This is a genomic window from Streptomyces sp. CG4 (assembly GCF_041080655.1).
GTDB lineage: Bacteria > Actinomycetota > Actinomycetes > Streptomycetales > Streptomycetaceae > Streptomyces.
The window spans coordinates 1,554,842-1,580,152 of the sequence record NZ_CP163525.1 but is presented as its reverse complement, the minus strand read 5'-3'; the positions used below and the strand labels follow the sequence as shown (position 1 = coordinate 1,580,152).

The following is a 25,311-nucleotide window of genomic DNA, read 5'->3' as shown; positions in this document are numbered from 1 at the left end:
GTGGCGTCATGTCGGAGATCAAGTATGTCCGGGGTGACGCCACCGTGCCGTCGGTCAAGGGCGCCAAGGTGATCGCCCATGTCTGCAACGACCTCGGCGGCTGGGGGAAGGGCTTCGTGCTCGCGCTCTCGCGACGCTGGCCGGAGCCGGAGAGGGCGTACCGCACCTGGCACCGCGACCGCGCTCACAACGACTTCGGCCTGGGCGCCGTCCAACTGGTCCGGGTCGAGCCGTCCGTGTGGGTGGCCAACATGATCGGCCAGCACGGGATCAGAACGGGAAGCAAGGGCGTCCCCGTCCGCTACGAGGCCATCGACACCGCCCTCGCCCGCCTCGCCGACGACGTGATCGAACGCGGTGCCTCCGTGCACATGCCCCGCATAGGCTGCGGCCTGGCGGGCGGCAAGTGGTCCCGCATCGAGCCGCTCATCACCGAGCGGCTCATCAAGCGGGGCACAGCGGTGACGGTGTACGACCACGGAGAGGCCGCCGGATGAGCTCACAGACCCCTGCCACGGACGTCCTGGTGCTGGGCGGATCCGGGGTGGACACGATCATCCACGTCCCCGAACTGCCCCTCCCGTACGCCGACAGCTACATGATCGACACCGGGATCCGTACCCGGGCCGGGCAGACCGGCGACTTCGTCGCGCTCGGGCTCAGCGCGCTCGGCCTGCGCACCCACCACCTCGACCTCGTCGGCGACGACCCCGAGGGCGACCTGGTGCGGGCCCTGCACCGTGAGCACGGCATCGGCCTGACCGCGCTGCCGCAGCCCGCCGGCACCCGGCGCGCGGTCAACCTCGTCGGCCCGGACGGCCGCCGCCTGTCCCTGTACGACACCAGCCGCGCCCGCCCCGGCGACCGCTTCCCGCCGGAGAGACTGCGCATGCTGGCCGGGGCGAGCCGGCATGTGCACGTGACGATCACCCCGCCCTGCGCCGACGCCCTGCCGTTGCTGACCGAGACGGGCGTCCCCCTGTCCACGGACCTGCACGACTGGGACGGCGAGAACCCGTACCACGAGCCGTTCGCCTACGCGGCGGACACGGTCTTCCTGTCGGCCGCCGCACTGACCGACCCCGAGCGGACCCTGCGCCGCATCGCCGAGCGGGGCCGGGCCCGGACCGTCGTCGCCACCGCCGGAGCCGAGGGCGCGTATCTCCTGGCCGACGGTGAGCTGAGCCATGTGCCCGCGGTGCCGCCGCCCGCGCCGGTGGTGGACTCCAACGGCGCGGGCGACGCCTTCGCCGCCGCGTTCCTCTACGGCCGCCTCAGCGGCGAGCCGCCCGAGCGCTGCGCCCGCTACGGCGCGATCGCGGGCGCGCACGCCTGCACGATCCCGGCCTCCCGAGCGGAGCCGATAGGCCGGGACGACCTGCTCGGGCGGGCGGCCGCACCGAGACCCTGAACTGCCCCGAGGTCAGCGCCCCTGCGTCTGCCGTCCCGGCTCCTGGCCGTCGCGCGCCGCCTCGATCTTCTTCCAGGACTTCGGCTGCGCCGGCTTCGTACCCGCCTTCGCCAGGGACGCCGCGTGGCCCGCGAATGTGGCCGGCTTCGACGGCTGGAACAGCCAGGTGCCGAACAGCGAGGCGAGCGGTTTGCCGGAGACCTGCTCGGCGTACCGCTCGAAGTCGGCCACCGAGGCGTTGCCGTACGCGTGCTCCTTCGGCCAGCCCTTCAGGATGGCGAAGAACGCGTCGTCACCGACCGCGTTGCGCAGCGCCTGGATGGCGAGGGCACCCCGGTCGTAGACCGCGCCGTCGAACTGCTTGTCCGGACCGGGATCACCGGGCTTGACCGTCCAGAACGGGTCGTCGGCCGGGTGCGAGGCGTACACGTAGTCGGCCAGCTCCTGCGTGGTGCCCTCGCCCTCGTGCTCGGACCACAGCCACTGCGCGTACGTCGCGAAGCCCTCGTTGATCCAGATGTCCTTCCAGTCCTTCAGCGACACATCGTCGCCGTACCACTGGTGGGCCAGTTCATGCACGACCACGGAGGCGTTGGAGCCCTTCGCGAACTGCTTCGGGCTGTAGTAGACGCGGGTCTGGGTCTCCAGGGCGTACCCGGTGGTGGTGTTCGGCACGTACCCGCCGGCCGAACTGAACGGATACGGCCCGAAATAGCCGCTCAGCCAGTCGACGAGCTCCCCGGTGCGCTCCACGCTCGCCCGCGCGGCCCCGTCGTTGTCGCCGAGGTCCTTGCTGTAGGCGTTGACGACCGGCACCCCGCCGTCGGAGGTGCTCGTCGTGATGTCGAACTTGCCGATCGCGAGGGTGGCCAGATAGGTCGCCTGCGGCTTGTTCTCCCGCCAGCTGTACCGCGTCCAGCCCAGCTTCGAACTGGTCGCCTGCAGCGTGCCGTTGGAGATGGCCTGGGTGCCGTCCGGCACGGCCACCGACACGTCGTAGGTGGCCTTGTCGCTCGGGTGGTCGTTGCTGGGGAACCACCACCAGGCGGCCTCGGGCTCATCGGCGGCCACCGCGCCGTCGGGCGTGCGGTGCCAGGTGTTGAAGCCGTAGGCGCTCTTCGTCGACGGCACCCCGCTGTAGCGGACGACGACCGAGATCGGCGTGTCCTTGGCCAGCGGCGTCTTCGGCGTGATCACCAGCTCGTGCTGGCCGGAGGTCGTGAAGGCGGCCTTGGCACCGTTGACCCGCACCTCGCTCACGTCCAGCAGGAAGTCCAGGTCGAAGCTGGACAGGTCCTGCGTGGTCTTCGCCAGGATCGTCGCCGTGCCCTGCAACTCGTCCGTCTTCGGCTGGTACTGGAGCCTCAGGTCGTAGTGCGAGACGTCGTAGCCGCCGTTGCCGTAGTCGGGGTAGTAGGGGTCGCCGATGCCCGGCGCGCCGGGGGCGTAGCTCGCGGCCGATGCCGGGATCGCCAGCAGGAGGGAGGCCGCCGCGAGCGCGCCCGGCGCGATGATTCTGCGGTGCACGTAAGCTCCAAGTCGTCTGGACTGCAGGTCCGTTCGGAGAACTCTGTTCGGAGCCTATTCAGTCCCTGTGGCCCCTGACCTGTCCATGGCCCCCGCTGTCACACGATCGCCATTCAGCCGTCATGAGCGCCCGTGCCTCCTAAAGTCCTCTTCTGCACGGGAGTTCACCGGAGTACCGTCCGCGCATGCCGATTCGTACTCCCATCCGCAGGCGCCTCACGATCCGGAGAGCGCTCGCGACAACGGTTGTCGCCATCCTGACGGCCGCCTTCCTCGCCCCTGCCGCCGCGCAAGCCGGCACCCACCAGGGCCGGCCGGCCGGTGAGAGCCGGCCCGTCTACTCCTACGCCCACGCCATCCGCGAGTCCGTCTGGGTCGACACCGGCCTCGACCAGGACGGCGACGGAAAGCCCGACCGCGTCGCCGCCGACATCGTCCGGCCCGCCGAACCCGCCCGCCAGGGCCGCAAGGTGCCCGTCATCATGGACGCGAGCCCCTACTACTCCTGCTGCGGACGCGGCAACGAGAGCCAGGTCAAGACGTACGACGCGCAGGGCCATGTCGTCCAGATGCCGCTGTTCTACGACAACTACTTCGTGCCCCGCGGCTACGCCGTCGTCGGCGTGGACCTCGCCGGCTCCAACCGCTCCGACGGTTGTGTCGACGTCGGCGGCCGCTCCGACGTCCGGTCCGCGAAGGCCGTCATCGACTGGCTGAACGGCCGCGCCACGGCGTACACGAGCCGGACCGGGACGAAGACCGTCCAAGCCGGCTGGACCAACGGCCGCACCGGCATGATCGGCAAGAGCTGGGACGCCACGATCGCCAACGGCGTCGCCGCCACCGGAGTCCAAGGCCTGAAGACCATCGTCCCGATCAGCGGCATCTCCTCCTGGTACGACTACTACTTCGCGCAGGGCGCCCCGCTGTACGACGGCGGCCCCGCCGGCCTCGCCGGCGACGTGGAGAGCGACCCGGCCAAGGCCCACTGCGCGGCCGTACAGAAGAAACTCACCGACGGCAGCCCGCGCAGCGGCGACTGGACCCCGCTGTGGACCGAGCGGAACTACGTCAAGGACGCGGCGAAGGTGCGTGCCAGCGTCTTCCTGGTGCACGGCATGCAGGACCTCAACGTCCGCACCAAGCACTTCGGCCAGTGGTGGGACGCCCTCGCCCAGCACGGGGTGCACCGCAAGATCTGGCTCTCCCAGACCGGGCACGTCGACCCCTTCGACTACCGGCGCGGCGCCTGGGTCGATACCCTGCACCGGTGGTTCGACCATGAACTCCTCGGCTACGACAACGGCATCGACCGCGAGCCGATGGCCGACATCGAACGTCACCCCGACCAGTGGGTCACCTCCCGCGTCTGGCCGCCGCAGACCACCAGCAGCACGGTCCTGCACCCGGCCCCCGGCACGAAGGCCGGCGTCGGCACGCTCGGCCTGCGCCCCGCGACCGGCACCGAGACCTTCACGGACGACCCGAAGCTGAGCGAGACCGACTGGGCGGCCCACCTCACCACGCCCACCCCCGAGAAGTCGGGCTTCCTCACCGCGCCCCTCACCCAAGACCTGCGCCTGTCCGGCTCGTCCACGGTGACGGTGACCGCGACCCCGACCACCACCTCGGCCCACCTGTCCGCCGTCCTGGTCGACCTCGGCCCGGACGCCATCCGCGACTACGCCGACAAGGCCGAGGGCATCACCACCCTCACCGATCGCACCTGCTGGGGCGAGAGCACAGCCGGGGACAGCGCCTGCTTCAAGGAGACCAAGGCCAAGACGGCCAAGGTCGACTACACCGTGTTCAGCCGCGGCTGGGCCGACCTCGGCCACTATGCGTCCCCGGACAAGGGCGTTCCCCTCACCCCGGGCAAGGCGTACACGATGACTCTCCGTCTCGCGGCCACCGATCATGTCGTCCCCCAGGGCCACCGGCTGGCCCTGATCATCGCGGGCACGGACAAGGACCTCATCGACCCGCCCGCCTCGAAGCCGACGCTCACGGTCGATCTCTCCGGTACGACGGCCGCCCTGCCGCTGGTCGGCGGCGCGTCGGCGTTCACCCACGCCACGTCCGGCACGGTGGCCACGGCGCCGGCGCCGGCGCCTGGCACCCTGGAAGGGGTTGGCGTGCCCAGCGCCGTGCGGCGCATCCCGATGTAGTCGCTGTGCGGCTTGGGGGGGGCGGGGGCACTTGGCTGTGGCCGGGTGCCGGGTGCCGGGTGCCGGGTGCCGGGTGCCGGGTGCCGGTGCGCCGTGGCTGGGCGCGCCCGCGCGGCGGAGCCGCATATCGAAACAGCCCCGCACCCCTGGGGGAACTGCCGTGCCATCGGCCTGACAGCGCTGGTGAGTGCCCCCAACCCCTGCCCCAGCCGCAGCGCAGGGCCGCTCAGGCGGCCGGGGACGCCAGCCCGGCCGCCTCGCGCGCACACCCCCACGCCACCGTGATCCCGGCCCCGCCGTGCCCGTAGTTGTGCACCAGCACGCGGCCGTCCGGCAAGGACTGCCGTTCCAGTCGTACGGCGTCGCGGGCCGGTCGTAGCCCCACGCGGTGGGCCAGGACCCGCGCGCCCGCGATCTCCGGGCGGATCTCCGCGCAGCGGGCGACGATCGCCGTCGCGGTGGCCGGGTCCGGCTCCAGGGACCAGGCGTCGTCCTCCGCCGTACCGCCGAGCAGCAGCCCGCCCGGCTGCGGGATGAAGTACGTGGAGGCGGCGGAGGCGTGGGCGACGGAGCCGAACCAGGTCGTGATGCCCGGGTTCGCCACGACCACCAGCTGTCCGCGCACCGGACGCACCGCCGGATCCGGCACCAGCGAACGCGCGCCCAGCCCCGTGCAGTTGACCACGACCGGCGCCGGCACGGCGGCGAGGTCGGTCACCTCACGGATCTCCACCGCACCGCCCGCCTTGGCCAGCCGCTCCCGCAGCCATGCCAGATGCACCGGCATGTCGATCACCGGGAGCCGCGCCGCCACCCCGTCGGCCACCGCCCGCAGGCTCGCCACCCGGCCCGCCCACGCGCCCAGTTCGTCCAGCCGGATCCCCTGCTGTACACCGTCGACCAGGCGTACGCCCGTCTCCTCGGGCCGGTCCGCCAACTCCTCGTACACGGCGAGGGACGCCAGCGCCCACGCGCCCACCAGCGGCTCGGGTTCGATGCGGTACGGCCACCACAGGCCGCCGGCGACCGCCGAGGTCGTACCCCCGGCGGGCTCCCGCGCCCAGACCCGTACCCGCCGCCCGGACTCGGCCAGCACCACGGCCGTCGTCAGCCCGGCGACCCCGCTCCCGACCACGATCACTTCGTCATTCGGCTCGCTGTCCACGCCAGGACGATAGGCCCTGTCCGGACGAGTCTCTCCTGGCGCGCTCACATTCGTACCGGCGTGGGGATACTCACCACATGTCTGCCGCATACGCGACCTTCGGCCTGGCTCCGGCGATCCGTGCCGGCGGTGTGCTCGCCGACGGCGGCTACCAGGTTCACCGTGACTTCGTGGACTTCGTCGTGGACGGCCGTCCGCTGCTGTTCCAGCTCTCCGACCTGGACGCCGTCTCGCCGCTCGCCTCGGACGTGCCGCCCGCCATCTTCACGGAACAGGTGCGCGCGCTGCTGCTGGAGGCCGAGCCACCGCTGCCGGACGGCCGGTTCGTCATCTACGGCTGCCCCGAGTGCGCGGACCTCGGCTGCGGGGCGGTCACCGCCGTCATCGAGCGCGACGGCGAGGACTACATCTGGCGGGATTTCGCCTGGCAGACGGACGAGCACGCCGACCTGGAACTCAACGGCTACCAGGGCGTCGGGCCGTTCCGCTTCCACGGTGCCGAATACCGCGCCGCCCTGACCTCCCTGAGCGAAGGCCCGCCCCGCCGCCGCGTGCTGCTGATCGGCGCCCGGGTCGCGTTCCTGGCCAAGCTGGCCGCCGCGCTGCGCACCATCGGCATCGGCGCCGACATCACCCAGGACGCCCGCGCCGTCCTCGCCGAGGAACTGCGCGGCTACGGCGCGGTCGCCTTCGGGCGCGCGGTCGGCGAGGCCGAACGGGCCGCCGTGCGCGAGGCCTTCGAGCACGCAGGGGTCGACGTCGCCCGGGTGGACGGGCTGGCCCCGATCGTGCCGTTGCTGGTCGCCCAGATCGAGCACGCCCTGGACCGCAGCCCGCACGCGCAGCGCAGGCTCACCACGCTGGCCGGCGCCGACGGTGCCGCGGAGGTCGAGGTGACCTCGGCGTGCCGGGTGCGGATCACCGCCTACCGCCTCGACCGGCTCTACCGCACCCACACCCGCGAGGTCTTCGACGGAGTCCTGGAGCCCGGCCTGCACCGCGTCCCGCTGGATCCGCGGGCGGTCAAGGGGGAGGCGTACCTCGTCGCCCGTACGACGGGAGAGGTGCTCGCGGCGCCGGTCACCGGTGGGAGACGCGGCTGAGGCGCGGGTACAGGGGCCGTCGGGAATCGTGGCCGGGGTGCGGGTACAGGGGCCGCCCGGAAACACGGCTGAGGTGCGGGCACACGGCCCGCCGGGAAACGCGGCTGAGGTGCGGGTGCGGGGCCCATTAGGATCGGCTTCCTGATGACTGCCACCCTCGTCGCCAAGAACCTCGCCGCCGGGCACGGCGACCGTTCCCTGTTCTCCGGGCTCGACCTCGTCGTCGCGCCCGGCGACGTGATCGGTCTCGTCGGTGCCAACGGCGCGGGCAAGTCCACCCTGCTCAGGCTGCTCGCCGGACTGACCCCGCCCGAACAGGGCGAGCTGCGGCTGTCCCCGCCGGCGGCGACCGTCGGCCATCTGCCCCAGGAGCCGGAGCGCAGGCCGGGGGAGACCGTCCGGGAGTTCCTGGCCCGCCGCACCGGCGTCGCCGAGGCACAGCGCGTCATGGACGAGGCCACCCAGGCCCTGGTCGACGGCGCGCCCGGCGCCGACGACGCCTACGCGACCGCCCTGGAACGCTGGCTCGGCCTCGGCGGCGCCGATCTGGACGAGCGCGCGGAGGACGTCGCCGACTCCCTCGCCCTCGCCGTCGGCATGGACCAGCCGATGACCGCCCTCTCCGGCGGCCAGGCCGCCCGCGCCGGCCTCGCCTCCCTCCTGCTCTCCCGCTACGACGTCTTCCTCCTGGACGAGCCCACCAACGACCTGGATCTGGACGGCCTGGAGCGCCTGGAAGGCTTCGTCACCGGCCTGCGCGCCGGCACGGTCGTCGTCAGCCACGACCGCGAGTTCCTCACCCGCACGGTCACCAAGGTCCTCGAACTCGACCTCGCCCAGCGGCAGATCAACCTCTACGGCGGCGGCTACGCGGCCTACCTGGAGGAACGCGAGGTCGCCCGCCGGCACGCCCGCGAGGACTACGAGGAGTACGCCGACAAGAGGGCCGCTCTCCAGGACCGCGCGCAGATGCAGCGGTCCTGGATGGACAAGGGCGTGAAGAACGCCCGGCGCAAGGCCGGCAACGACAACGACAAGATCGGCCGCAAGTTCCGCAGCGAGGCCAGCGAGAAGCAGGCCGCCAAGGCGCGGCAGACGCAGCGCATGATCGAGCGTCTGGACGTGGTCGAGGAGCCGCGCAAGGAGTGGGAGCTGCGGATGGAGATCGCCGCGGCCACGCGCTCCGGCGCGGTCGTGGCGACCCTGCGCGACGCCGAGGTACGGCGCGGCGCCTTCACCTTCGGCCCGGCGTCCCTGCAGATCGACTGGGCGGACCGGGTCGCGATCACGGGAGCCAACGGCGCCGGAAAGTCCACCCTGCTCGGCGCGCTGCTCGGCCGGGTCCCGCTGGACTCGGGACACGCCGCGCTCGGCTCCGGAGTCCTGGTCGGCGAGGTCGACCAGGCCCGCAAGCTGTTCCACGGCACCGAGTCCCTGCTGGACGCGTTCTGCGCGGCCGTCCCCGACACCGAGCCGGCCGACGTCCGCACCCTGCTCGCCAAGTTCGGCCTGAAGTCCGACCATGTGCTGCGCCCGGCCGCGACGCTCTCCCCGGGCGAACGCACCCGCGCCGCCCTGGCCCTCCTCCAGGGCCGGGGCGTCAACCTCCTGGTCCTGGACGAGCCCACCAACCACCTCGACCTGCCCGCCATCGAACAGCTGGAGTCCGCCCTCGACTCCTACGAGGGCACGCTTCTCCTGGTCACCCACGACCGCCGCATGCTGGACGCGGTCCGGGTGAGCAGGCGCTTGGAGGTGGCGGACGGGAAGGTGACCGAGCGGTAGCCCTCCGCTGGTCGTGCCCGCTGCCGCCCGTGGCGGAGCCGCACATAGAAACAGCCCCGCGCCCCTTAGGGGGTTACTGCTGCCGCTTCCTTCGCCGCTCGCTCTACCCGGCCGACGTGCTCGGGGTCGTGCGGCGCGACATTGAGTCCCTCCGGGCGCTGGCCCGCCGACCTGTCGATCAACTCCCGTACGACGTCGGCCTGTCCGGCGTGCCGGTGGGTCTCGGCGATCATGTGGGTCAGGATCCGGTGCAGGGTCACGTCCTTGCCCGGGCCGCCCGGTATCCGGCCCACCGCGTCCAGCGGGAGCGCGGCGATGGTCGCGTCGGAGTGTGCCCATGCCGTCCGGTACCCGGGCGATGACGTCCTCGCGCGCCTCGTCGGCCCGCGCCCGCAGGTCGGCGTCCGGCTCCGCGTCCCCGGTGATCCACAGTGGCGTCCCGGTGAATGGCCGGTCCGGGCGAGACGGCGGGCCGGCCGGGAGCAGTCGACGACGCGGCCGGCCGTGTCCAACTCCAGGTCGCTGCGGAAGTCACCGGCGGCGCACCGCACGCGTGCGCCGCCCTCGGTGCGGGCGAGATGGGTGTACGTCTAGCGGGACGGTCGTACCGTCAGATCCGGCACCGACACCCAGGCCATCAGGAACTGCCGCTCGCCCGGCCCCCGGTGGAGTGCGTGCCGCAGCACCGGCATCGTGATATCCGGCACCGTACGGCACGGGGCCGGAGCCGCAATGGCCCCGGCCCCGTCCGGTCAGCGCTTCTTCGGGTCGAGCAGACCCGCGCGGCGCAGCGCGTCGGCCATCGCACTGTTGGCCGGTGCCGGCGCCTGGCGTCCGCCGCGGTCGCCACCGCCTCCGCCACCACCGCGGCCCTGGCGCTGGCCCTGCCCCTGGCCGCCCTGGCCGCCCTGGCGCTGCTGGGGCGGCCGTCCGCCGCCGCGCTGCTGGCGACCGCCGCCGCCCTGGCCGCCCTGCGGGGCCGCCTCGTCGTCCAGGCGCAAGGTCAGGGCGATCCGCTTGCGCGGGATGTCCACGTCCAGGACCTTCACCTTGACGATGTCACCGGGCTTGGCGACATCGCGCGGGTCCTTGACGAACGTCCTGGACATCGCCGACACATGCACCAGGCCGTCCTGGTGGACGCCGACGTCCACGAACGCGCCGAAGGCGGCCACGTTCGTCACCACGCCCTCCAGGATCATCCCGGCGGACAGGTCGGAGATCTTCTCCACGCCCTCCTTGAAGGTGGCCGTCTTGAAGGCCGGACGCGGGTCGCGCCCCGGCTTCTCCAGCTCCTTGAGGATGTCCGTCACCGTCGGCAGACCGAAGGTGTCGTCCACGAATTCGGTGGGCTTCAGCGAGCGCAGCACACCCGTGTTGCCGATGAGGGCGGCCACCTCCTGGCCCGTGGTCTTCACCATGCGGCGGACCACCGGGTAGGCCTCGGGGTGCACGCTGGAGAAGTCCAGCGGGTCGTCGCCGCCGCGGATGCGCAGGAAGCCCGCGCACTGCTCGAACGCCTTCGGGCCGAGCCGCGCCACCTTCTTCAGCTCCGAGCGGGAGGTGAACGGGCCGTTCGCGTCCCGGTGCGCCACGATGTTCTCGGCGAGGCCCGAGGAGATGCCGGACACCCGCGAAAGCAGCGGCACGGACGCGGTGTTGACGTCCACACCGACGCCGTTCACACAGTCCTCGACCACCGCGTCCAGCGAGCGGGACAGCTTCACCTCGGACAGGTCGTGCTGGTACTGGCCGACGCCGATGGACTTCGGGTCGATCTTCACCAGCTCGGCCAGCGGGTCCTGCAGCCGCCGGGCGATGGACACCGCGCCGCGCAGCGACACGTCCATGTCGGGCAGCTCCTGCGAGGCGTACTGCGACGCCGAGTACACCGACGCGCCCGCCTCGGACACCATCACCTTGGTGAGCTTCAACTCCGGGTGCTTGGCGATCAGTTCACCGGCGAGCTTGTCGGTCTCGCGGGACGCCGTGCCGTTGCCGATGGCGACCAGCTCCACCGCGTGCTCCTGCGCCAGCCGGGCCAGCTTGGCGAGGGCCTGGTCCCACTTGTTGGCCGGGACGTGCGGGTAGATCACGTCCGTGGCGACGACCTTGCCGGTCGCGTCGACCACGGCGACCTTCACGCCCGTACGGAAACCGGGGTCCAGGCCCAGCGTCGCGCGCGTGCCGGCCGGGGCGGCCAGCAGCAGGTCGCGCAGGTTCGCCGCGAAGACGTTCACCGCCTCGTCCTCGGCGGCCGTGCGCAGCCTGAGCCGCAGGTCGATGCCGAGGTGGACGAGGATGCGGGTGCGCCAGGCCCAGCGGACCGTGTCCGACAGCCACTTGTCGGCCGGCCGGCCCCGGTCGGCGATCCCGAAGCGGTGCGCGACCATGCCCTCGTACGAGGACGGGCCCTCCACGGCCTCCTCCGGCTCCAGGACGAGATCGAGGACCTCCTCCTTCTCGCCGCGCAGCATCGCGAGGATGCGGTGCGAGGGCAGCTCGGTGAACGGCTCGGCGAAGTCGAAGTAGTCGGCGAACTTGGCGCCGGCCTCCTCCTTGCCCTCGCGCACCTTCGCGGCCAGCCGCCCGCGCACCCACATGCGCTCGCGCAGCTCGCCGATCAGGTCCGCGTCCTCCGAGAACCGCTCGGTGAGGATCGCCCGCGCGCCGTCCAGGGCGGCCTGCGGATCGGCGACGCCCTTGTCGGCGTCCACGAACGCGGCGGCGGCCGCCAGCGGCTCCACCGTCGGGTCGCCCAGCAGGCCCTCCGCCAGCGGCTCCAGACCGGCTTCGCGCGCGATCTGCGCCTTGGTGCGCCGCTTGGGCTTGTACGGGAGGTAGATGTCCTCCAGGCGCGCCTTGGTCTCGGCGCCGCGGATCTGGGCCTCCAGCTCCTCGGTGAGCTTGCCCTGCTCGCGCACCGACTCCAGGATCGCGGTCCGCCGCTCCTCCAGCTCCCGCAGATAGCGCAGCCGCTCCTCGATCGTGCGCAGCTGCGCGTCGTCGAGCATCTCGGTCGCTTCCTTGCGGTAGCGGGCGATGAAGGGCACGGTCGAACCGCCGTCGAGCAGTTCCACCGCGGCCTTCACCTGCCGCTCCCGTACGCCGAGTTCCTCGGCGATCCTGCCTTCGATGGATCCTGCTTCGATGGATCCGGGTGTCGTCACGATCCCGTACCGCCTTCTCCACTGAGGTTGCGCGGCAATTGTGGCAGGTGACACCGACAACCGGGGATCAGGGCGGTTCCCCGGCGGGCCGCGGCGCGGATCGGCGCGCCCGGAGCGGCTCCGCGCACACCGGTGTCCAGGGCGATGACTGCCGGAGCGGCCGGAGCGGGCGTCGGCTCGCCGAGGGCATCCCGCTGCGCGACCCCGGCCGCCGCAGGCGGCGCAGCAGCGGTGCGCGGCACGGCACGGCGGCGGCCGTCCCGCCGTGCCACCTGCCGTCCGCCGTGCCACCTCCGCGAGGGCGCGGAACACGCGGGTCTCCCACCCGATGGCAGAAAAGGTGGGAAGTGTGTCATTGCGGCCATGCCTCGGGCGGCGAAGAATCGAAGGCATGGCGCAGCGAACCCTTCTCTTCGTCCTCTTCGACGGTGTCCAGAGCCTCGACGTCACCGGCCCCCTGGAGGTGTTCGCCGGCGCCGAGAAGCACACGCCGGGCACCTACCGTGTGCGTACGGCCTCCCTGGACGGCGGCCCGGTGCGCACCTCCAGCGGCCTGACCCTCGTACCGGACGAGGCGCTCACCACGGCCGCCGACCCGCACACCCTGCTGGTTCCCGGCGGCCAGGGCACACGCCTGCGCGACCCGCGGCTCATCGCCTGGCTCCGGGCCCGCGGACCGCGCGTCCCGCGGCTGGTCTCGGTGTGCACCGGCGCCATCCTGGTCGCCGCCGCGGGACTCCTCGACGGCCGCCGGGCGACCACCCACTGGGCCTACTGCGACAAGCTCGCCCGCGACCACCCGGACGTCACCGTGGATCCGGAGCCCATCTACGTCCGGGACGGGCACGTCGCCACGTCGGCCGGGGTGACCTCCGGCATCGATCTGGCCCTCGCCCTGGTCGAGGAGGACCTCGACCGGGACGTCGCCCTCGCCGTCGCCCGGCACCTGGTGGTGTTCCTGCGCCGGCCCGGCAACCAGGCGCAGTTCAGCGCCCAGCTCGCTGCCCAGACCGCGCAGCGCGCACCGCTGCGGGAGGTCCAGCGCTGGATCACCGAGCACCCGGGCGGCGACCTCACGGTCGAGTCGCTCGCCGCCCGGGCCCGGCTGTCACCGCGCCACTTCGCCCGCGCCTTCCGCGAGGAGACCGGCATGACACCCGGCCGCTACGTCGACCGGGTCCGCCTGGAGCACGCCCGCCGCCTGCTGGAGGACACCGCCGACGGCATCGAGGAGATCGCCCGCGCCAGCGGCTACGGCACCCCCGAGGCCATGCGCCGCGCCTTCGTCAAGGCACTCGGCACGGCACCGGCCGAGTACCGGCGCCGCTTCCGGCCCGCCGTCGCCCACTGAGCCCCGCCCCCCCGCCACCGTCCGATGCCCGATGAAGGGACACACCATGCAGATCGCCATCGTCGTCTACGACCGCTTCACCGCCCTGGATGCCGTCGGTCCGTACGAGATCCTCTCCCGCCTCCCCGATGCCGAGACCGTGTTCGTCGCCGAGCGCACCGGGTCCGTTCGCACCGACACCGGAGCGCTCGCACTGGTCGCGGACCGGTCGCTGGCCGAGGTCACACGCCCGGACGTCGTGGTGGTGCCGGGCGGCCCGGGCCAGCAGGCTCTGATGGAGCACCGGCCCCTGCTCGACTGGCTGCGCGCCGTCGACACGACGAGCACCTGGACGACCTCGGTGTGCACGGGCTCGCTGCTGCTCGCCGCCGCCGGACTCCTGGACGGCCGCCGGGCGACCTCGCACTGGCTGGCACTGGACCTGCTGAAGCGGTTCGGCGCCGAGCCGACGGAGGAGCGGGTGGTACTGGACGGCAAGTACGTCACCGCCGCCGGTGTCTCCGCCGGCATCGACATGGCCCTCACCCTGACCGGCCGCATCGCCGGTGACGAGCACGCCCAGGCCGTCCAGCTGGGCACGGAGTACGACCCGCAGCCGCCCTACGCCGCCGGATCCCCGCACAAGGCCCCGGCCCACATCGTCGAGGCGCTGCGTGAGCGGAGCCGTTTCATCCTGACGTAGACACGCTCCAGGTGAAGCGCGGCTGCCGGCGCTCCAGGAACGCGGCGACCCCTTCCGCGGTGTCGGGGTTGCCGTGGGCCCGCTCGGCCCAGTGGGCGTCCCGGTCGGTCCTCCCGCCCGCGAACTCCTTCGCGGCGGCCTGGGTGAGCTGCGAGCGGGAGACCAGGACCCGGGTCAACTCCGCGACCCGCTTGTCCAGTTCGCCCTCCGGCAGCACCTCGTCCACCAGCCCGGTGCCGAGCGCCCGCCCGGCGTCGATCAACTCGGCCGTGAACAACAGGTACTTGGCGGTCGCCGGGCCCACCAGCGACACCAGCCGACGGGTCGAGGAGGCCGGATAGACGATCCCGAGCCGCGCCGGCGTCACCCCGAACAGCGCGCCCTCCTCGGCCAGCCGCAGATCGCAGGCCGCCGCGAGCTGCGCCCCGCCGCCCACGCAGTGCCCGCGCACGGCGGCCAGGGTCGGCTTTGGAAAGGCCGCCAGCGCCTCCTCGGCGGCCACCGCGAGTGTCTGGGCCTCGGCCGGCGAGCCCTGGAGCGTGCTGATGTCGGCGCCCGCGCAGAAGGTCCCGCCCTCCCCGGTCAGCACCAGCGCCCGCACGCCCGGGTCGCGCCCGAACGCCTCCAGCAGCGGGGGCAGCGCACGCCACATCGCCGCGGTCATGGCGTTGCGCTTGGCCGGGTGGCGGATGACGACGGTGGCGACGGCGCCTTCGACGTGATGCGACAGCTGGGGCTCCATGCGCGGATCGTACCGGGGGGTCCGGCTCGGCCCGGGAGAGCTGCCCGGTTCGAGAACACCCGTCGAGTTACGGAACCCGGCTCAGCGGGGACAAAGGGGAAAGGGGGCAGAAGGGAAAAACAGTGATTGATCCTCATAGAGGATTGATCGCCGCGGTCAAGGAGCTGGCAATGGTCAAGGCCGGCAAGCGCAAGGACAGGGCGTCGGCGCTGCACCGGGGATTCAGCGTGCTCGCCGTGCTCGGTGTGATCCTCGTACTCGCCGGGCTCGTCGGACTCTTCTACACCGCGATCGCCACGCTCACCTCGATGCTGTTGTTCGGCTGGCTGCTGCTGATCGGCGGGATCGTCGGCCTGCTGCACGCGATCCAGGCCCGCGGCACCAGCTTCTTCTGGCTCGGCGTCGTCGTCGCAGCCCTCAACATCGCGGCCGGCGTCGTCGTCATCCGGCTGCCGCATGCGGCGGCCGCCGCCCTCACCATGTTCGCCGCGCTGCTGTTTCTCTCCGCGGGCCTCTTCCGGCTGGTCGGCAGCCTGGTCGTGCGCGGCGCGCAGTTCGGCTGGACGCTGCTGCTCGGCGCCTTCGACCTGCTGCTGGGGATCCTGGTCCTCGGCCACTGGCCGAGCAGCAGCCAGTACGTCATCGGGGCCTTCTTCTCGCTCGCCCTGCTCTTCGACGGCCTCGGTCTCGTGGCGACCGGCTACGGCGGGCGGCGTATCGTCGGGCTCGTCTCCGAGCAGGGGCCGTCCGGGCCCATACCACCTGACTAGTTCGCGAACCGGCGTTGCGGCGACAGGAACAGTCCTACACGTGACCGTGTCATACGCACTCGGTCAGAAACCGCCCGATAATCGCTGACTTGTGTTCAGGCACGTAGCCCGGCGCGGATCGTTACCAACACTCGACGTGTGGTGACAATCGAGCGCGAGGGTGGCGACCGGACGATGGACAACCACGGGCGCGGGGACGACCCGCGCCCAGTGGGCGGCGCCGAGCGGCCGCCCGATCCACTGCCGTACGAGGGCGTCTGGCGCTTCACCGCCGCCGCGGTGGACGCCTCGGTCCCGCAGGCCCGGCACGCTGTCCGGGACCTGCTGCTGCGCCAGGGCGTGCCGGTCTCCGACGAGCTGGAGTACGGCCTGCTGCTGATCGTCTCCGAGCTGGTCACCAACGCGGTCCGGCACGCGGCGCTGCTGTCGCCGACGCTGGCCGTGGAGGTCGCCGTCGGAGCCGAGTGGGTGCGGGTGTCCGTGGAGGACAACCATCCCTACCGCCCGACCGCCCTGGAGGCCGATCACGGCCAGACCGGCGGCCGGGGCCTGCTCCTGGTCCGCGAGGTGGCGCGGGAGGCGGGCGGAACCGTCGATGTGGAGCACACCGCGGGCGGCGGCAAGGTGATCTGGGCCGCCCTGCCGCTCAAGCCGGTGACACTGCCGTAGCACGGCAGCCCCCGGCGCTGTCGCCCAGCCGCAGCCCGCCCGTGCTGTCGTAGCGCCGCAATCCCCGGCGACGCTGCCGTAGCGCCGCGATGCCTGGCGACGCTGTCCTGGCGCCGTAGCCCGCTCGCGCCGCGGCTCCGTCTGCTGTCGTAGCGCCGCTCACCAGCCCGCGGACGGGCCCGTCAGTTCCCTGATCGCCGGGCGGGCCGCGTCCAGGACGGTCATGAACCACGCCGAGAACGGGTCGCGCTCGTGCCGTTCCGTCAGTTCGGCCGCCGTCACGAAGGCGGTCCCGCCGACCTCCTCCGGGTCCGGTGCGAGCGGCGCCTGTACCAGGCCGACGAAGAGGTGGTTGTACTCCTGCTCGACCAGGCCCGAGGTCGGGTCCGGGTGGTTGTAGCGCACCCTGCCCGCCTCCGCCAGCAGCGACGGGGAGACGCCCAGCTCCTCGAACGTGCGCCGGGCCGCGGCGGCGAAGGGAGACTCACCGGGGTAGGGGTGGCCGCAGCAGGTGTTGGACCACACACCGGGGGAGTGGTACTTGCCGAGCGCCCGCTGCTGGAGCAGCAACCGGCCCTGTTCGTCGAAGAGGAACACCGAGAACGCGCGATGCAGCTGTCCGGGCGGCTGATGGGCGGCGAGCTTCTCCGCCGTACCGATCGTGACACCGTTCTCGTCGACCAGTTCCAGCAGAATCGCCTCTTCGGTGCCATTCGACGAGCTGTGCGTCGCGGTGGCAGGTGTGATCGGCATACCCATCCTTCGCCTCGGTCTTCGCACCCCAAGTCTGCCGTACGAATCCGGCACTCCCGGCACTTTCCGTCATGTCCGCGCGCGGCGCGGTGCCGGAAGCCGGACTCGGTGGATCATCGTGCCCGGCCGGCGGAGCCCGGAATCGTCCAGGGGCGCCGAACACCTGGTCGGGGCGTCAGTGGCACAGCCGGGCCTCGTGCTCCGCGTGTCCGCCCGGCTCCAGCTGGAAGGTGCAGTGCTCCACGTCGAAGTGATCACCGAGGCAGCCCTGCAGCTCGTGCAGCAGCTTCTCGTGTCCGATGGCGCTGAGGGCGTCCGAGCCGACCACCACATGCGCCGACAGCACGGGCATGCCGGAGGTGATCGTCCAGGCGTGCAGGTCGTGCACGTCCTCCACGCCGTCCAGCGCCAGGATGTGCGCCCGCACCTCGTCCATGTCGACGTTCTTCGGGGCCGCCTCCAGCAGCACGTCCAGCGTCTCGCGCAGCAGCTTCAGCGTCCTGGGCACGATCATCAGGCCGATGACGATCGAGGCGACCGGGTCGGCGGCCTGCCAGCCGGTGGTGAGGACCACCGCCCCCGAGACCAGTACGGCCCCCGAGCCCAGCGCGTCCGCGGCCACCTCCAGGAAGGCGCCGCGCACGTTCAGGCTCTCCTTCTGCCCGCGCATCAGCAGGGTCAGCGAGACCGAGTTCGCGACCAGGCCGATCAGGCCGAACACCATCATCAGGCCGCCGCGGGTGTCCGCGGGCGTCACGAACCGCTGGGCCGCCTCGTACAGGACGTAGCCGCCGACCCCGAGCAGCAGCAGACAGTTGGCCAGGGCGGCGAGGATCTCGGCGCGGGCGTAGCCGAAGGTGCGGTTGGCGCTCGGCGGGCGGTTGGCGAAGTGGATCGCGAGCAGGGCCATGCCGAGGCCCACTGCGTCGGTCGCCATGTGCGCCGCGTCCGCGATCAGCGCGAGCGAGTCCGCGAGCAGACCGCCGACGATCTCCACCACCATGATCGTGACGGTGATGCCCAACGCGATCCGCAACCGGCCCCGGTACGCGGCCGCGGCCGTACCCGTGGCCGGCGCGTGGCTGTGCGCATGCCCGTGGTCGTGCCCTGCCCCCATGACAACCGCCCTTCTCTGTTCCGTCTGGCAGGGCCCAGTGAACTACGGGTGGGGGGTATAGGGCAACGCGGCACTGAACACCGTTGTCATGTGCCCTGACCTGCGGAAACGTTACGCAGGTCAGGGCTGGTCGGAGGCGGTGGCGGCGCCGCGGGCGAACGGCTCCCGACGGCCCCGCGCGGCTCAGCGGCCGTGGTGCAGCTGCCACCCCTGCCAGGCCGACTCCACCATCTCGCGCACCCCGCGCCGGGCCCGCCAGCCCAGTTGCTCGGCGGCCCGCTTGGCCGAGGCGACCGCGCGCGGCGCGTCTCCGGGCCGGCGCCCCTCCACCACCGGCTCCTGCCGGTCCCCGGTGACCTCCCCGATGAGCGTGATCAGCTCGCGCACCGAGACACCCTCGCCCCGGCCGATGTTCAGCGTCAGATCGCCGGACAGGTCCCCGTCGGCGAGCCGGCGTGCCGCCGCGAGATGAGCCTCGGCGAGGTCGGCCACGTGGATGTAGTCCCGGACGCAGGTGCCGTCCGGCGTCGGATAGTCGGCACCGAAGATCCGCGGAGCCTCGCCGCGGGTGAGCCGGTCGAAGACCATCGGCACGATGTTGAACACGCCGGTGTCCGCCAGCTCCGGCGCCGCCGCGCCGGCCACATTGAAATAACGCAGGCACACGGTGGAGATCCCGTGTGCCCGCCCGGCCGCCCGTACCAGCCACTCCCCGGCGAGCTTGGTCTCGCCGTAGGGGTTCACCGGCGCGCACGGGGTGTCCTCGGTGATCAGGTCCACGTCGGGGTTGCCGTACACCGCCGCCGACGAGGAGAACAGCAGCCGTTGGATACCGGCGCCGGCCACCGCGTCCAGCAGCGTGCCGAGGCCGCCCACGTTCTCCCGGTAGTAGCGGGTGGGCTCGGCCACCGACTCGGCGACCTGCTTGCGCGCCGCGAGGTGGACGACGCCCGTGACGCCGTACTCCTTGAAGACCCGCGCGAGCAGTTCGCCGTCCAGCGTCGAACCCGGGACGAGCGGGACGTCCGCCGGGAGCCGCTCGGGCACCGCCGCCGACAGGTCGTCCAGCGCCACGACGCTCTCCCCGGCGCCGGCCATGGCCCGTGCCACATGCGCCCCGATGTATCCGGCTCCGCCGGTGATCAACCACGTCATGGTCGTCCACCCTAAGGGCCTGTCCGCCGCATCACGCCCCCGCTCCTTCGAGGGCGTCGGAGGTGCCCCCGGTCCCGCGACGCCTGGCACGCACTCCCCAGAAGCCCCCGTCCAGGGCGCTCCGGCGCCTTGCGGTCGAACGCGCCCCACGCTCGAATGTGCTCGCGCGAGGAACCCCCGTCGCCGCCGCGGGGCCCGCCCTCCGGGCGGACGACGGGAGGGACTTGTCGACAGGCCCTGAGTGCCCCGTTCGCCTGTCCCGGATGCCCGGGTCTGCGCCGACGGTTTGTCGGTCGGGCCCCGGATCCCCGATGATGATCGCGGCAAAGGCCTCGGCAGCGCCCGTGGACCGGGCCGTGAACGGCCGGTGAACAAGGGCTCCGCCCATCGGATAGCCTCTGCCGACATGCCGCCCGGGTGCCGCGGACAGGGCGCCCCCATCATGTGAGAGACCGGCGCCCGCGCCGGCACCCAGGGAGTGAGTTCGGTTGTCGACGGCCATCGTCACCGGTCAGCCGGTCCCCGGATCGTCCCTCGAGAACGATCTGCGGTCGCTCGGCTTCGACGTCCGGGTGGCAGCGGACGCCGCCGAGGCCGAGAGGCTGCTCGCCGCCGCTCCGGCCGGCGATCGCGTGGCCCTGGTCGACGCCCGCTTCGTCGGCCATCCGCACGCGCTGCGCCTCGGCCTGACCGACCCGCGCTTCCCGCTCGCCGCCGTCCCCGGTGCCGTCACCGCCCAGTCGGCCGCCCGCCAGGAGCTGACCCGGGCCGTGGCCCGCGAGACCTCCGCCGGAGGCGGTACGGCGCTCGCCGTGGACAGCCTCGCCGACCGCATCGTCACCGCCCTCGACGCCGACGGCTGCGCGGTGCACCGGCCGGAGCTGGGCAGCCTGGTCGCCGCCGTCCCCGCCGACCCGCAGGCCCGCAACGAGGCCCGCCAGGCCGTCGCCGCCGTCGACGACGAGGCCGTGCGCCTGAAGTCGGCCGTGAAGTCCCGCGACGGCTTCTTCACCACGTTCTTCATCAGCCCCTACTCGCGCTATCTCGCGCGCTGGTGCGCCCGCCGCGGCCTGACCCCGAACCAGGTCACCACGGCCTCGCTGCTCACCGCCCTGATCGCGGCGGGCTGCGCGGCGACGGGCACGCGCGCGGGGTTCATCGCGGCCGGTGTGCTGCTGATCGCCTCCTTCGTGCTGGACTGCACCGACGGCCAGCTCGCCCGCTACGCCCTGAAGTACTCCACGCTCGGTGCCTGGCTCGACGCCACCTTCGACCGGGCCAAGGAGTACGCCTACTACGCCGGCCTCGCCCTCGGAGCGGCCCGGGGCGGCGACGACGTGTGGGCGCTCGCGCTCGGCGCGATGGTTCTGCAGACCTGCCGGCACGTGGTCGACTTCTCCTTCAACGAGGCCAACCACGACGCCACCGCCAACACCAGCCCCACCGCCGCCCTCTCCGACAAGCTCGACAGCGTCGGCTGGACGGTGTGGGTGCGGCGGATGATCGTCCTGCCCATCGGTGAGCGGTGGGCGCTGATAGCGGTCCTGACGGCGGCGACGACCCCCCGGATCACCTTCTACGTCCTGCTCGCCGGCTGCGCCTTCGCGGCGACGTACACCACGGCCGGCCGCGTGCTGCGGTCCCTGACCCGCAAGGCGCGCCGCACCGACCGGGCCGCCCAGGCGCTCGCGGACCTCGCCGACTTCGGCCCGCTCACCGAGGCGGTACGGCGCGTCGTCCAGCGCTCCCTGCCGGGCCTTGCCGTACCCGCCGTCGCCTTCCTCGGCGGTGCCGCGGTCGTCGCCTGCTGCGCCCTCACGGACTTCGGCTCGGTGCTGCCCGTGATCGGCGCCCTCGTCTACGTCCTGACCTCGGCACTCGCCGTTGCCCGCCCCCTCAAGGGAGCCCTCGACTGGCTGGTCCCGCCCTTCTTCCGAGCCGCCGAGTACGGCACCGTCCTGGCGCTCGCGGGTAAGGCGGGGGTAAACGGAGCGCTTCCTGCGGCTTTCGGACTGGTGGCCGCCGTCGCCTACCATCACTACGACACGGTGTACCGCATCCGCGGTGACGCCGGGGCGCCTCCGGCCTGGCTGGTGCGCGTCATCGGGGGGCACGACGGGCGGACGCTGCTCGTCGCCGTCCTGGCCGCGGTGCTCACCGCGGCCCAGTTCACGGTCGCGCTCACGGTCCTCGCCGTGGCCGTCGCCCTCGTGGTGCTCGCCGAGAGCATCCGCTTCTGGGTGTCCGCAGGGGCGCCCGCCGTACACGATGAAGGAGAACCCGCATGATCGGCCTCGTGCTGGCGGCCGGCGCCGGACGGCGTCTGCGCCCCTACACCGACACCCTGCCCAAGGCGTTGGTGCCGGTGGGGCCTGCGGGCATAGAGGGTGAGCCAACGGTCCTGGACCTGACCCTCGGCAACTTCGCCGAGATCGGGCTGACCGAGGTCGCGATCATCGTCGGCTACCGCAAGGAGGCCGTCTACGAGCGCAAGGCGGCCCTGGAGCAGAAGTACGGCCTCAAGCTCACCCTCATCGACAACGACAAGGCCGAGGAGTGGAACAACGCCTACTCCCTGTGGTGCGGTCGTGACGCCCTCAAGGACGGCGTGATCCTCGCCAACGGCGACACCGTCCACCCGGTCTCCGTCGAGAAGACGCTGCTCGCCGCACGTGGCGACGGTAAGAAGATCATCCTCGCCCTGGACACCGTGAAGTCCCTCGCGGACGAGGAGATGAAGGTCGTCGTCGACCCCGAGAAGGGTATGACGAAGATCACCAAGCTGATGGACCCCGCCGAGGCCACCGGCGAGTACATCGGCGTCACCCTGATCGAGGGCGACGCCGCCCCCGAGCTGGCCGACGCGCTGAAGACGGTCTGGGAGGCCGACCCGCAGCAGTTCTACGAGCACGGGTACCAGGAGCTGGTCAACCGCGGCTTCCGGATCGACGTGGCGCCGATCGGCGACGTCCAGTGGGTCGAGATCGACAACCACGACGACCTCGCCAAGGGACGGGAGATCGCGTGCCGCTCCTGACCCGGCTCATTCCCTCGCCGGTCGTCGTCGACATCCGCCCGGGTGCCCTGGACGACCTGGCCGCTGTCCTCGCCGACGAGCGCATCGCGCAGTCCGGTCGGCTCGCCGTCGCCGTCAGCAACGGCTCCGGTGCCAAGCTGCGCGAGCGCATCGCCCCCTCGATGCCCGGCGCCAGCTGGTACGAGGTCGGCGGAGGCACCCTCGACGACGCGATCCGGCTGGCCGGCGAGATGAAGTCCGGCCACTACGACGCGGTGGTCGGCCTCGGCGGCGGCAAGATCATCGACTGTGCCAAGTTCGCCGCGGCGCGCGTCGGCCTGCCCCTGGTCGCCGTACCGACCAACCTCGCGCACGACGGCCTGTGCTCGCCGGTCGCGACCCTCGACAACGACGCGGGACGCGGCTCCTACGGCGTGCCGAACCCGATCGCGGTCGTCATCGACCTCGACGTGATCCGCGAGGCCCCGGCCCGCTTCGTCCGGGCCGGCATCGGCGACGCGATCTCCAACATCAACGCGGTCGCGGACTGGGAGCTGTCGAACCGGGTCAACGGCGAGAAGATCGACGGCCTCGCCGCGGCCATGGCCCGCCAGGCGGGCGAGGCGGTGCTGCGGCACCCCGGTGGCATCGGCGACAACGACTTCCTCCAGGTGCTCGCCGAGGCGCTGGTCCTCACCGGCATCTCGATGTCGATCTCCGGCGACTCGCGGCCTGCCTCGGGCTCCTGCCACGAGATCAACCACGCCTTCGACCTGCTGTTCCCCAAGCGGGCGGCGGCGCATGGCGAACAGTGCGGACTCGGCGCGGCCTTCGCGATGTATCTGCGCGGGGCGCACGAGGAGGCGGCGCACACCGCCGAAGTGCTGCGTCGGCACGGCCTCCCGGTGATGCCGGAGGAGATCGGCTTCACCGTGGACGAGTTCGTCCGCGCGGTGGAGTTCGCCCCCGAGACCCGGCCCGGCCGCTACACGATCCTCGAGCACCTCGACCTCAAGACGAACCAGATCAAGGACACCTACGCCGACTATGTCAAGGCCATCGGTAGCTGAACTCCGTCCGGTCGTGCACCCCGCGGGGGTCAAGGACCGGCGCAGCGGTGAGCACTGGGCGGGACGCCTCTACATGCGCGAGGTGTCCCTGCGCGTCGACCGCTACCTGGTCACCACCAGGGTCACGCCCAACCAGCTCACCTACCTGATGACCGTCTGCGGCGTGCTCGCGGCCCCGGCCCTGCTGGTGCCGGGGATCTGGGGCGCCGTGCTCGGCGTGGTCGCCACCCAGCTGTATCTGCTGCTCGACTGCGTCGACGGCGAGGTCGCCCGCTGGAAGAAGCAGTACTCGCTGAACGGGGTCTACCTGGACCGCGTCGGTGCCTACCTGACCGACGCGGCCGTCCTGGTGGGCCTCGGTCTGCGCGCCGCCGACCTGTGGGGCAGCGGCCGGATCGACTGGCTGTGGGCCTTCCTCGGCACGCTGGCCGCGCTCGGCGCCATCCTGATCAAGGCCGAGACCGACCTGGTCGGCGTCGCCCGGCACCAGGCCGGCAAGCCGCCCGTGCAGGAGGCCGCCGCCGAGCTGCGTTCCTCCGGCATGGCGCTGGCCCGCAAGGCCGCCGCGGCGCTGAAGTTCCACCGGCTCATCCTCGGCATTGAGGCCTCGCTGCTGATCGTGGTCCTCGCGATCGCCGACCAGGCCCGCGGCGACCTGTTCTTCACCCGGCTCGGTACGGCCGTCCTCGCCGGCATCGCCCTGCTGCAGACCCTGCTGCACCTGGTGTCCATCCTCGCCTCCAGCAGGCTGAAGTGAGTGCCGTGAAGGTCGGCGCCGTCATCATCACCATGGGCAACCGGCCCGAGGAGCTGCGGGCCCTCATCGACTCGGTCGCCAAGCAGGACGGCGACCCGGTCGAGGTGGTCGTCGTCGGCAACGGCTCGCCCGTCCCGGACGTCCCCGACGGCGTACGGACGGTGGAACTGCCCGAGAACCTGGGCATCCCCGGCGGCCGCAACGTCGGCATGGAGGCGTTCGGGCCCAGCGGCCGCGACGTCGACATACTGCTCTTCCTCGACGACGACGGCCTGCTCGCCCGCCATGACACGGCCGAGCTGTGCCGCGAGGCCTTCGCCGCCGACCCCGCGCTGGGCATCGTCAGCTTCCGCATCGCCGACCCCGACACCGGCGAGACCCAGCGTCGGCACGTGCCCCGGCTGCGCGCCTCCGACCCGATGCGCTCCTCACGGGTCACCACCTTCCTCGGCGGCGCCAACGCCGTACGCACCCGGGTCTTCGCCGAGGTCGGCGGCCTGCCGGACGAGTTCTTCTACGCCCATGAGGAGACCGACCTGGCCTGGCGGGCCCTCGAGGCCGGCTGGATGATCGACTACCGGTCGGACATGGTGCTGTACCACCCGACCACCGCGCCCTCGCGGCACGCGGTCTACCACCGCATGGTCGCCCGCAACCGGGTCTGGCTCGCCCGCCGCAACCTCCCCGCCCCCCTGGTCCCGGTCTATCTCGGGGTCTGGATGCTGCTCACGCTGCTGCGCCGCCCCTCCCGGCCGGCCCTGCGGGCGTGGTTCGGCGGCTTCCGCGAGGGCTGGACCACGCCGTGCGGCCCGCGCCGTCCCATGCGCTGGCGCACGGTGTGGCGGCTGACCCGACTGGGCCGGCCTCCGGTGATCTGAGAAGCTTCTCTTACCCGAAGAG

22 protein-coding genes are annotated in these 25,311 nt (G+C 72.3%); 14 read left to right on the top strand and 8 right to left on the bottom strand.

The window, feature by feature from the left end; genetic code table 11:
• Positions 1 to 8 precede the first annotated feature (8 nt).
• Positions 9 to 497 carry a macro domain-containing protein gene (locus AB5L52_RS07355; RefSeq protein WP_351563681.1) on the top strand — a complete coding sequence of 163 codons (489 nt, stop codon included), beginning with the start codon at positions 9 to 11 and terminating at the stop codon, positions 495 to 497.
• The gene (locus tag AB5L52_RS07350; protein ID WP_369363044.1) at positions 494 to 1,411 is read left to right on the top strand and encodes a PfkB family carbohydrate kinase; all 918 of its coding nucleotides are present in this window, start codon (positions 494 to 496) and stop codon (positions 1,409 to 1,411) included. Before AB5L52_RS07355 ends, AB5L52_RS07350 begins: the two co-directional genes overlap by 4 nt.
• A 12-nt stretch (positions 1,412 to 1,423) precedes the next feature.
• Here the strand turns inward: AB5L52_RS07350 and AB5L52_RS07345 are convergent, their stop codons facing one another.
• Positions 1,424 to 2,938, bottom strand: coding sequence for a M1 family metallopeptidase (locus AB5L52_RS07345; RefSeq protein WP_369363043.1), 1,515 nt, complete (start codon positions 2,936 to 2,938; stop codon positions 1,424 to 1,426).
• A gap of 185 nt (positions 2,939 to 3,123) precedes the next feature.
• On the opposite strand from AB5L52_RS07345, the gene AB5L52_RS07340 reads away from it, so the two are divergent.
• Positions 3,124 to 5,106, top strand: a complete 1,983-nt coding sequence (locus AB5L52_RS07340; RefSeq protein ID WP_369363042.1) for a Xaa-Pro dipeptidyl-peptidase — start codon at positions 3,124 to 3,126, stop codon at positions 5,104 to 5,106.
• Between the two features lie 226 nt (positions 5,107 to 5,332).
• On the opposite strand, the gene AB5L52_RS07335 is transcribed toward AB5L52_RS07340, so the two are convergent.
• On the bottom strand, positions 5,333 to 6,271 hold the full coding sequence (locus AB5L52_RS07335) for an FAD-dependent oxidoreductase (RefSeq protein ID WP_369363041.1): 939 nt from the start codon (positions 6,269 to 6,271) through the stop codon (positions 5,333 to 5,335).
• 77 nt (positions 6,272 to 6,348) lie between these two features.
• On the opposite strand from AB5L52_RS07335, the gene AB5L52_RS07330 reads away from it, so the two are divergent.
• Positions 6,349 to 7,374, top strand: coding sequence for an oxidoreductase (locus AB5L52_RS07330; RefSeq protein WP_369363040.1), 1,026 nt, complete (start codon positions 6,349 to 6,351; stop codon positions 7,372 to 7,374).
• Between the two features lie 144 nt (positions 7,375 to 7,518).
• Positions 7,519 to 9,159, top strand: a complete 1,641-nt coding sequence (locus AB5L52_RS07325; protein WP_369363039.1) for an ABC-F family ATP-binding cassette domain-containing protein — start codon at positions 7,519 to 7,521, stop codon at positions 9,157 to 9,159.
• A 65-nt stretch (positions 9,160 to 9,224) separates the two neighbouring features.
• Here the strand turns inward: AB5L52_RS07325 and AB5L52_RS07320 are convergent, their stop codons facing one another.
• A complete protein-coding gene (locus tag AB5L52_RS07320; RefSeq protein WP_369363038.1) occupies positions 9,225 to 9,452 on the bottom strand; it encodes a DUF664 domain-containing protein in 228 nt (75 codons plus the stop codon).
• A 459-nt stretch (positions 9,453 to 9,911) separates the two neighbouring features.
• Complete coding sequence (locus AB5L52_RS07315; RefSeq protein ID WP_369363037.1) at positions 9,912 to 12,329, bottom strand: Tex family protein; 2,418 nt, start codon at positions 12,327 to 12,329, stop codon at positions 9,912 to 9,914.
• Between the two features lie 391 nt (positions 12,330 to 12,720).
• Between AB5L52_RS07315 and AB5L52_RS07310 the strand changes: the two genes are divergently transcribed.
• Together AB5L52_RS07310 and AB5L52_RS07305 are read left to right on the top strand one after the other, a co-directional pair.
• Positions 12,721 to 13,680, top strand: coding sequence for a GlxA family transcriptional regulator (locus tag AB5L52_RS07310; RefSeq protein WP_351563699.1), 960 nt, complete (start codon positions 12,721 to 12,723; stop codon positions 13,678 to 13,680).
• 46 nt (positions 13,681 to 13,726) lie between these two features.
• A complete protein-coding gene (locus AB5L52_RS07305; RefSeq protein WP_369363036.1) occupies positions 13,727 to 14,362 on the top strand; it encodes a DJ-1/PfpI family protein in 636 nt (211 codons plus the stop codon).
• Here the strand turns inward: AB5L52_RS07305 and AB5L52_RS07300 are convergent.
• A complete protein-coding gene (locus tag AB5L52_RS07300; RefSeq protein WP_351029806.1) occupies positions 14,349 to 15,104 on the bottom strand; it encodes an enoyl-CoA hydratase/isomerase family protein in 756 nt (251 codons plus the stop codon). The two genes, AB5L52_RS07305 and AB5L52_RS07300, sit on opposite strands and share 14 nt — an antisense overlap.
• Before the next feature lie 170 nt (positions 15,105 to 15,274).
• Here AB5L52_RS07300 and AB5L52_RS07295 point away from each other — a divergent pair, with 170 nt between their 5' ends.
• Together AB5L52_RS07295 and AB5L52_RS07290 are read left to right on the top strand one after the other, a co-directional pair.
• Entirely contained in the window at positions 15,275 to 15,874 is a 600-nt protein-coding gene (locus tag AB5L52_RS07295; protein WP_351029805.1) for a DUF308 domain-containing protein, read from the top strand.
• Between the two features lie 174 nt (positions 15,875 to 16,048).
• Positions 16,049 to 16,543: an ATP-binding protein gene (locus AB5L52_RS07290; RefSeq protein WP_351029892.1), complete on the top strand. Its 495-nt coding sequence runs from the start codon at positions 16,049 to 16,051 to the stop codon at positions 16,541 to 16,543.
• A gap of 159 nt (positions 16,544 to 16,702) precedes the next feature.
• Here the strand turns inward: AB5L52_RS07290 and idi are convergent, their stop codons facing one another.
• From idi to galE, 3 genes are all read right to left on the bottom strand, one after another.
• On the bottom strand, positions 16,703 to 17,296 hold the full coding sequence (gene idi / locus AB5L52_RS07285) for an isopentenyl-diphosphate Delta-isomerase (protein ID WP_351029803.1): 594 nt from the start codon (positions 17,294 to 17,296) through the stop codon (positions 16,703 to 16,705).
• Positions 17,297 to 17,471: 175 nt separating this feature from the next.
• The gene (locus AB5L52_RS07280; RefSeq protein ID WP_351029801.1) at positions 17,472 to 18,413 is read right to left on the bottom strand and encodes a cation diffusion facilitator family transporter; all 942 of its coding nucleotides are present in this window, start codon (positions 18,411 to 18,413) and stop codon (positions 17,472 to 17,474) included.
• Positions 18,414 to 18,596: 183 nt separating this feature from the next.
• A complete protein-coding gene (gene galE / locus AB5L52_RS07275; RefSeq protein ID WP_369363035.1) occupies positions 18,597 to 19,568 on the bottom strand; it encodes a UDP-glucose 4-epimerase GalE in 972 nt (323 codons plus the stop codon).
• Between the two features lie 488 nt (positions 19,569 to 20,056).
• On the opposite strand from galE, the gene AB5L52_RS07270 reads away from it, so the two are divergent.
• The 5 genes from AB5L52_RS07270 to AB5L52_RS07250 are packed head-to-tail and all read left to right on the top strand — an operon-like array spanning position 20,057 to position 25,289.
• The gene (locus AB5L52_RS07270; RefSeq protein ID WP_351563710.1) at positions 20,057 to 21,856 is read left to right on the top strand and encodes a DUF5941 domain-containing protein; all 1,800 of its coding nucleotides are present in this window, start codon (positions 20,057 to 20,059) and stop codon (positions 21,854 to 21,856) included.
• The gene (locus tag AB5L52_RS07265; RefSeq protein WP_351029795.1) at positions 21,853 to 22,605 is read left to right on the top strand and encodes a phosphocholine cytidylyltransferase family protein; all 753 of its coding nucleotides are present in this window, start codon (positions 21,853 to 21,855) and stop codon (positions 22,603 to 22,605) included. The genes AB5L52_RS07270 and AB5L52_RS07265 overlap by 4 nt, the downstream gene beginning before the upstream one ends.
• Complete coding sequence (locus AB5L52_RS07260; RefSeq protein WP_351563711.1) at positions 22,593 to 23,654, top strand: iron-containing alcohol dehydrogenase family protein; 1,062 nt, start codon at positions 22,593 to 22,595, stop codon at positions 23,652 to 23,654. Before AB5L52_RS07265 ends, AB5L52_RS07260 begins: the two co-directional genes overlap by 13 nt.
• A gap of 13 nt (positions 23,655 to 23,667) precedes the next feature.
• The gene (locus tag AB5L52_RS07255; protein WP_351563712.1) at positions 23,668 to 24,411 is read left to right on the top strand and encodes a CDP-alcohol phosphatidyltransferase family protein; all 744 of its coding nucleotides are present in this window, start codon (positions 23,668 to 23,670) and stop codon (positions 24,409 to 24,411) included.
• Between the two features lie 5 nt (positions 24,412 to 24,416).
• A complete protein-coding gene (locus AB5L52_RS07250) occupies positions 24,417 to 25,289 on the top strand; it encodes a glycosyltransferase (RefSeq protein WP_351563784.1) in 873 nt (290 codons plus the stop codon).
• The last annotated feature ends 22 nt before the right edge of the window (positions 25,290 to 25,311 follow it).

Coding starts and splice junctions, on each gene's coding strand:
- AB5L52_RS07340 (WP_369363042.1), top strand. CDS start 3,124: ATGCCGATTCGTACTCCCATCCGCAGGCGCCTCACGATCCGGAGAGCG.
- AB5L52_RS07355 (WP_351563681.1), top strand. CDS start 9: ATGTCGGAGATCAAGTATGTCCGGGGTGACGCCACCGTGCCGTCGGTC.
- AB5L52_RS07350 (WP_369363044.1), top strand. CDS start 494: ATGAGCTCACAGACCCCTGCCACGGACGTCCTGGTGCTGGGCGGATCC.
- AB5L52_RS07280 (WP_351029801.1), bottom strand. CDS start 18,413: ATGGGGGCAGGGCACGACCACGGGCATGCGCACAGCCACGCGCCGGCC.
- idi (WP_351029803.1), bottom strand. CDS start 17,296: ATGCCGATCACACCTGCCACCGCGACGCACAGCTCGTCGAATGGCACC.
- AB5L52_RS07300 (WP_351029806.1), bottom strand. CDS start 15,104: ATGGAGCCCCAGCTGTCGCATCACGTCGAAGGCGCCGTCGCCACCGTC.
- AB5L52_RS07265 (WP_351029795.1), top strand. CDS start 21,853: ATGATCGGCCTCGTGCTGGCGGCCGGCGCCGGACGGCGTCTGCGCCCC.
- AB5L52_RS07330 (WP_369363040.1), top strand. CDS start 6,349: ATGTCTGCCGCATACGCGACCTTCGGCCTGGCTCCGGCGATCCGTGCC.
- AB5L52_RS07295 (WP_351029805.1), top strand. CDS start 15,275: ATGGTCAAGGCCGGCAAGCGCAAGGACAGGGCGTCGGCGCTGCACCGG.
- AB5L52_RS07310 (WP_351563699.1), top strand. CDS start 12,721: ATGGCGCAGCGAACCCTTCTCTTCGTCCTCTTCGACGGTGTCCAGAGC.
- AB5L52_RS07305 (WP_369363036.1), top strand. CDS start 13,727: ATGCAGATCGCCATCGTCGTCTACGACCGCTTCACCGCCCTGGATGCC.
- galE (WP_369363035.1), bottom strand. CDS start 19,568: ATGACGTGGTTGATCACCGGCGGAGCCGGATACATCGGGGCGCATGTG.
- AB5L52_RS07325 (WP_369363039.1), top strand. CDS start 7,519: ATGACTGCCACCCTCGTCGCCAAGAACCTCGCCGCCGGGCACGGCGAC.
- AB5L52_RS07290 (WP_351029892.1), top strand. CDS start 16,049: ATGGACAACCACGGGCGCGGGGACGACCCGCGCCCAGTGGGCGGCGCC.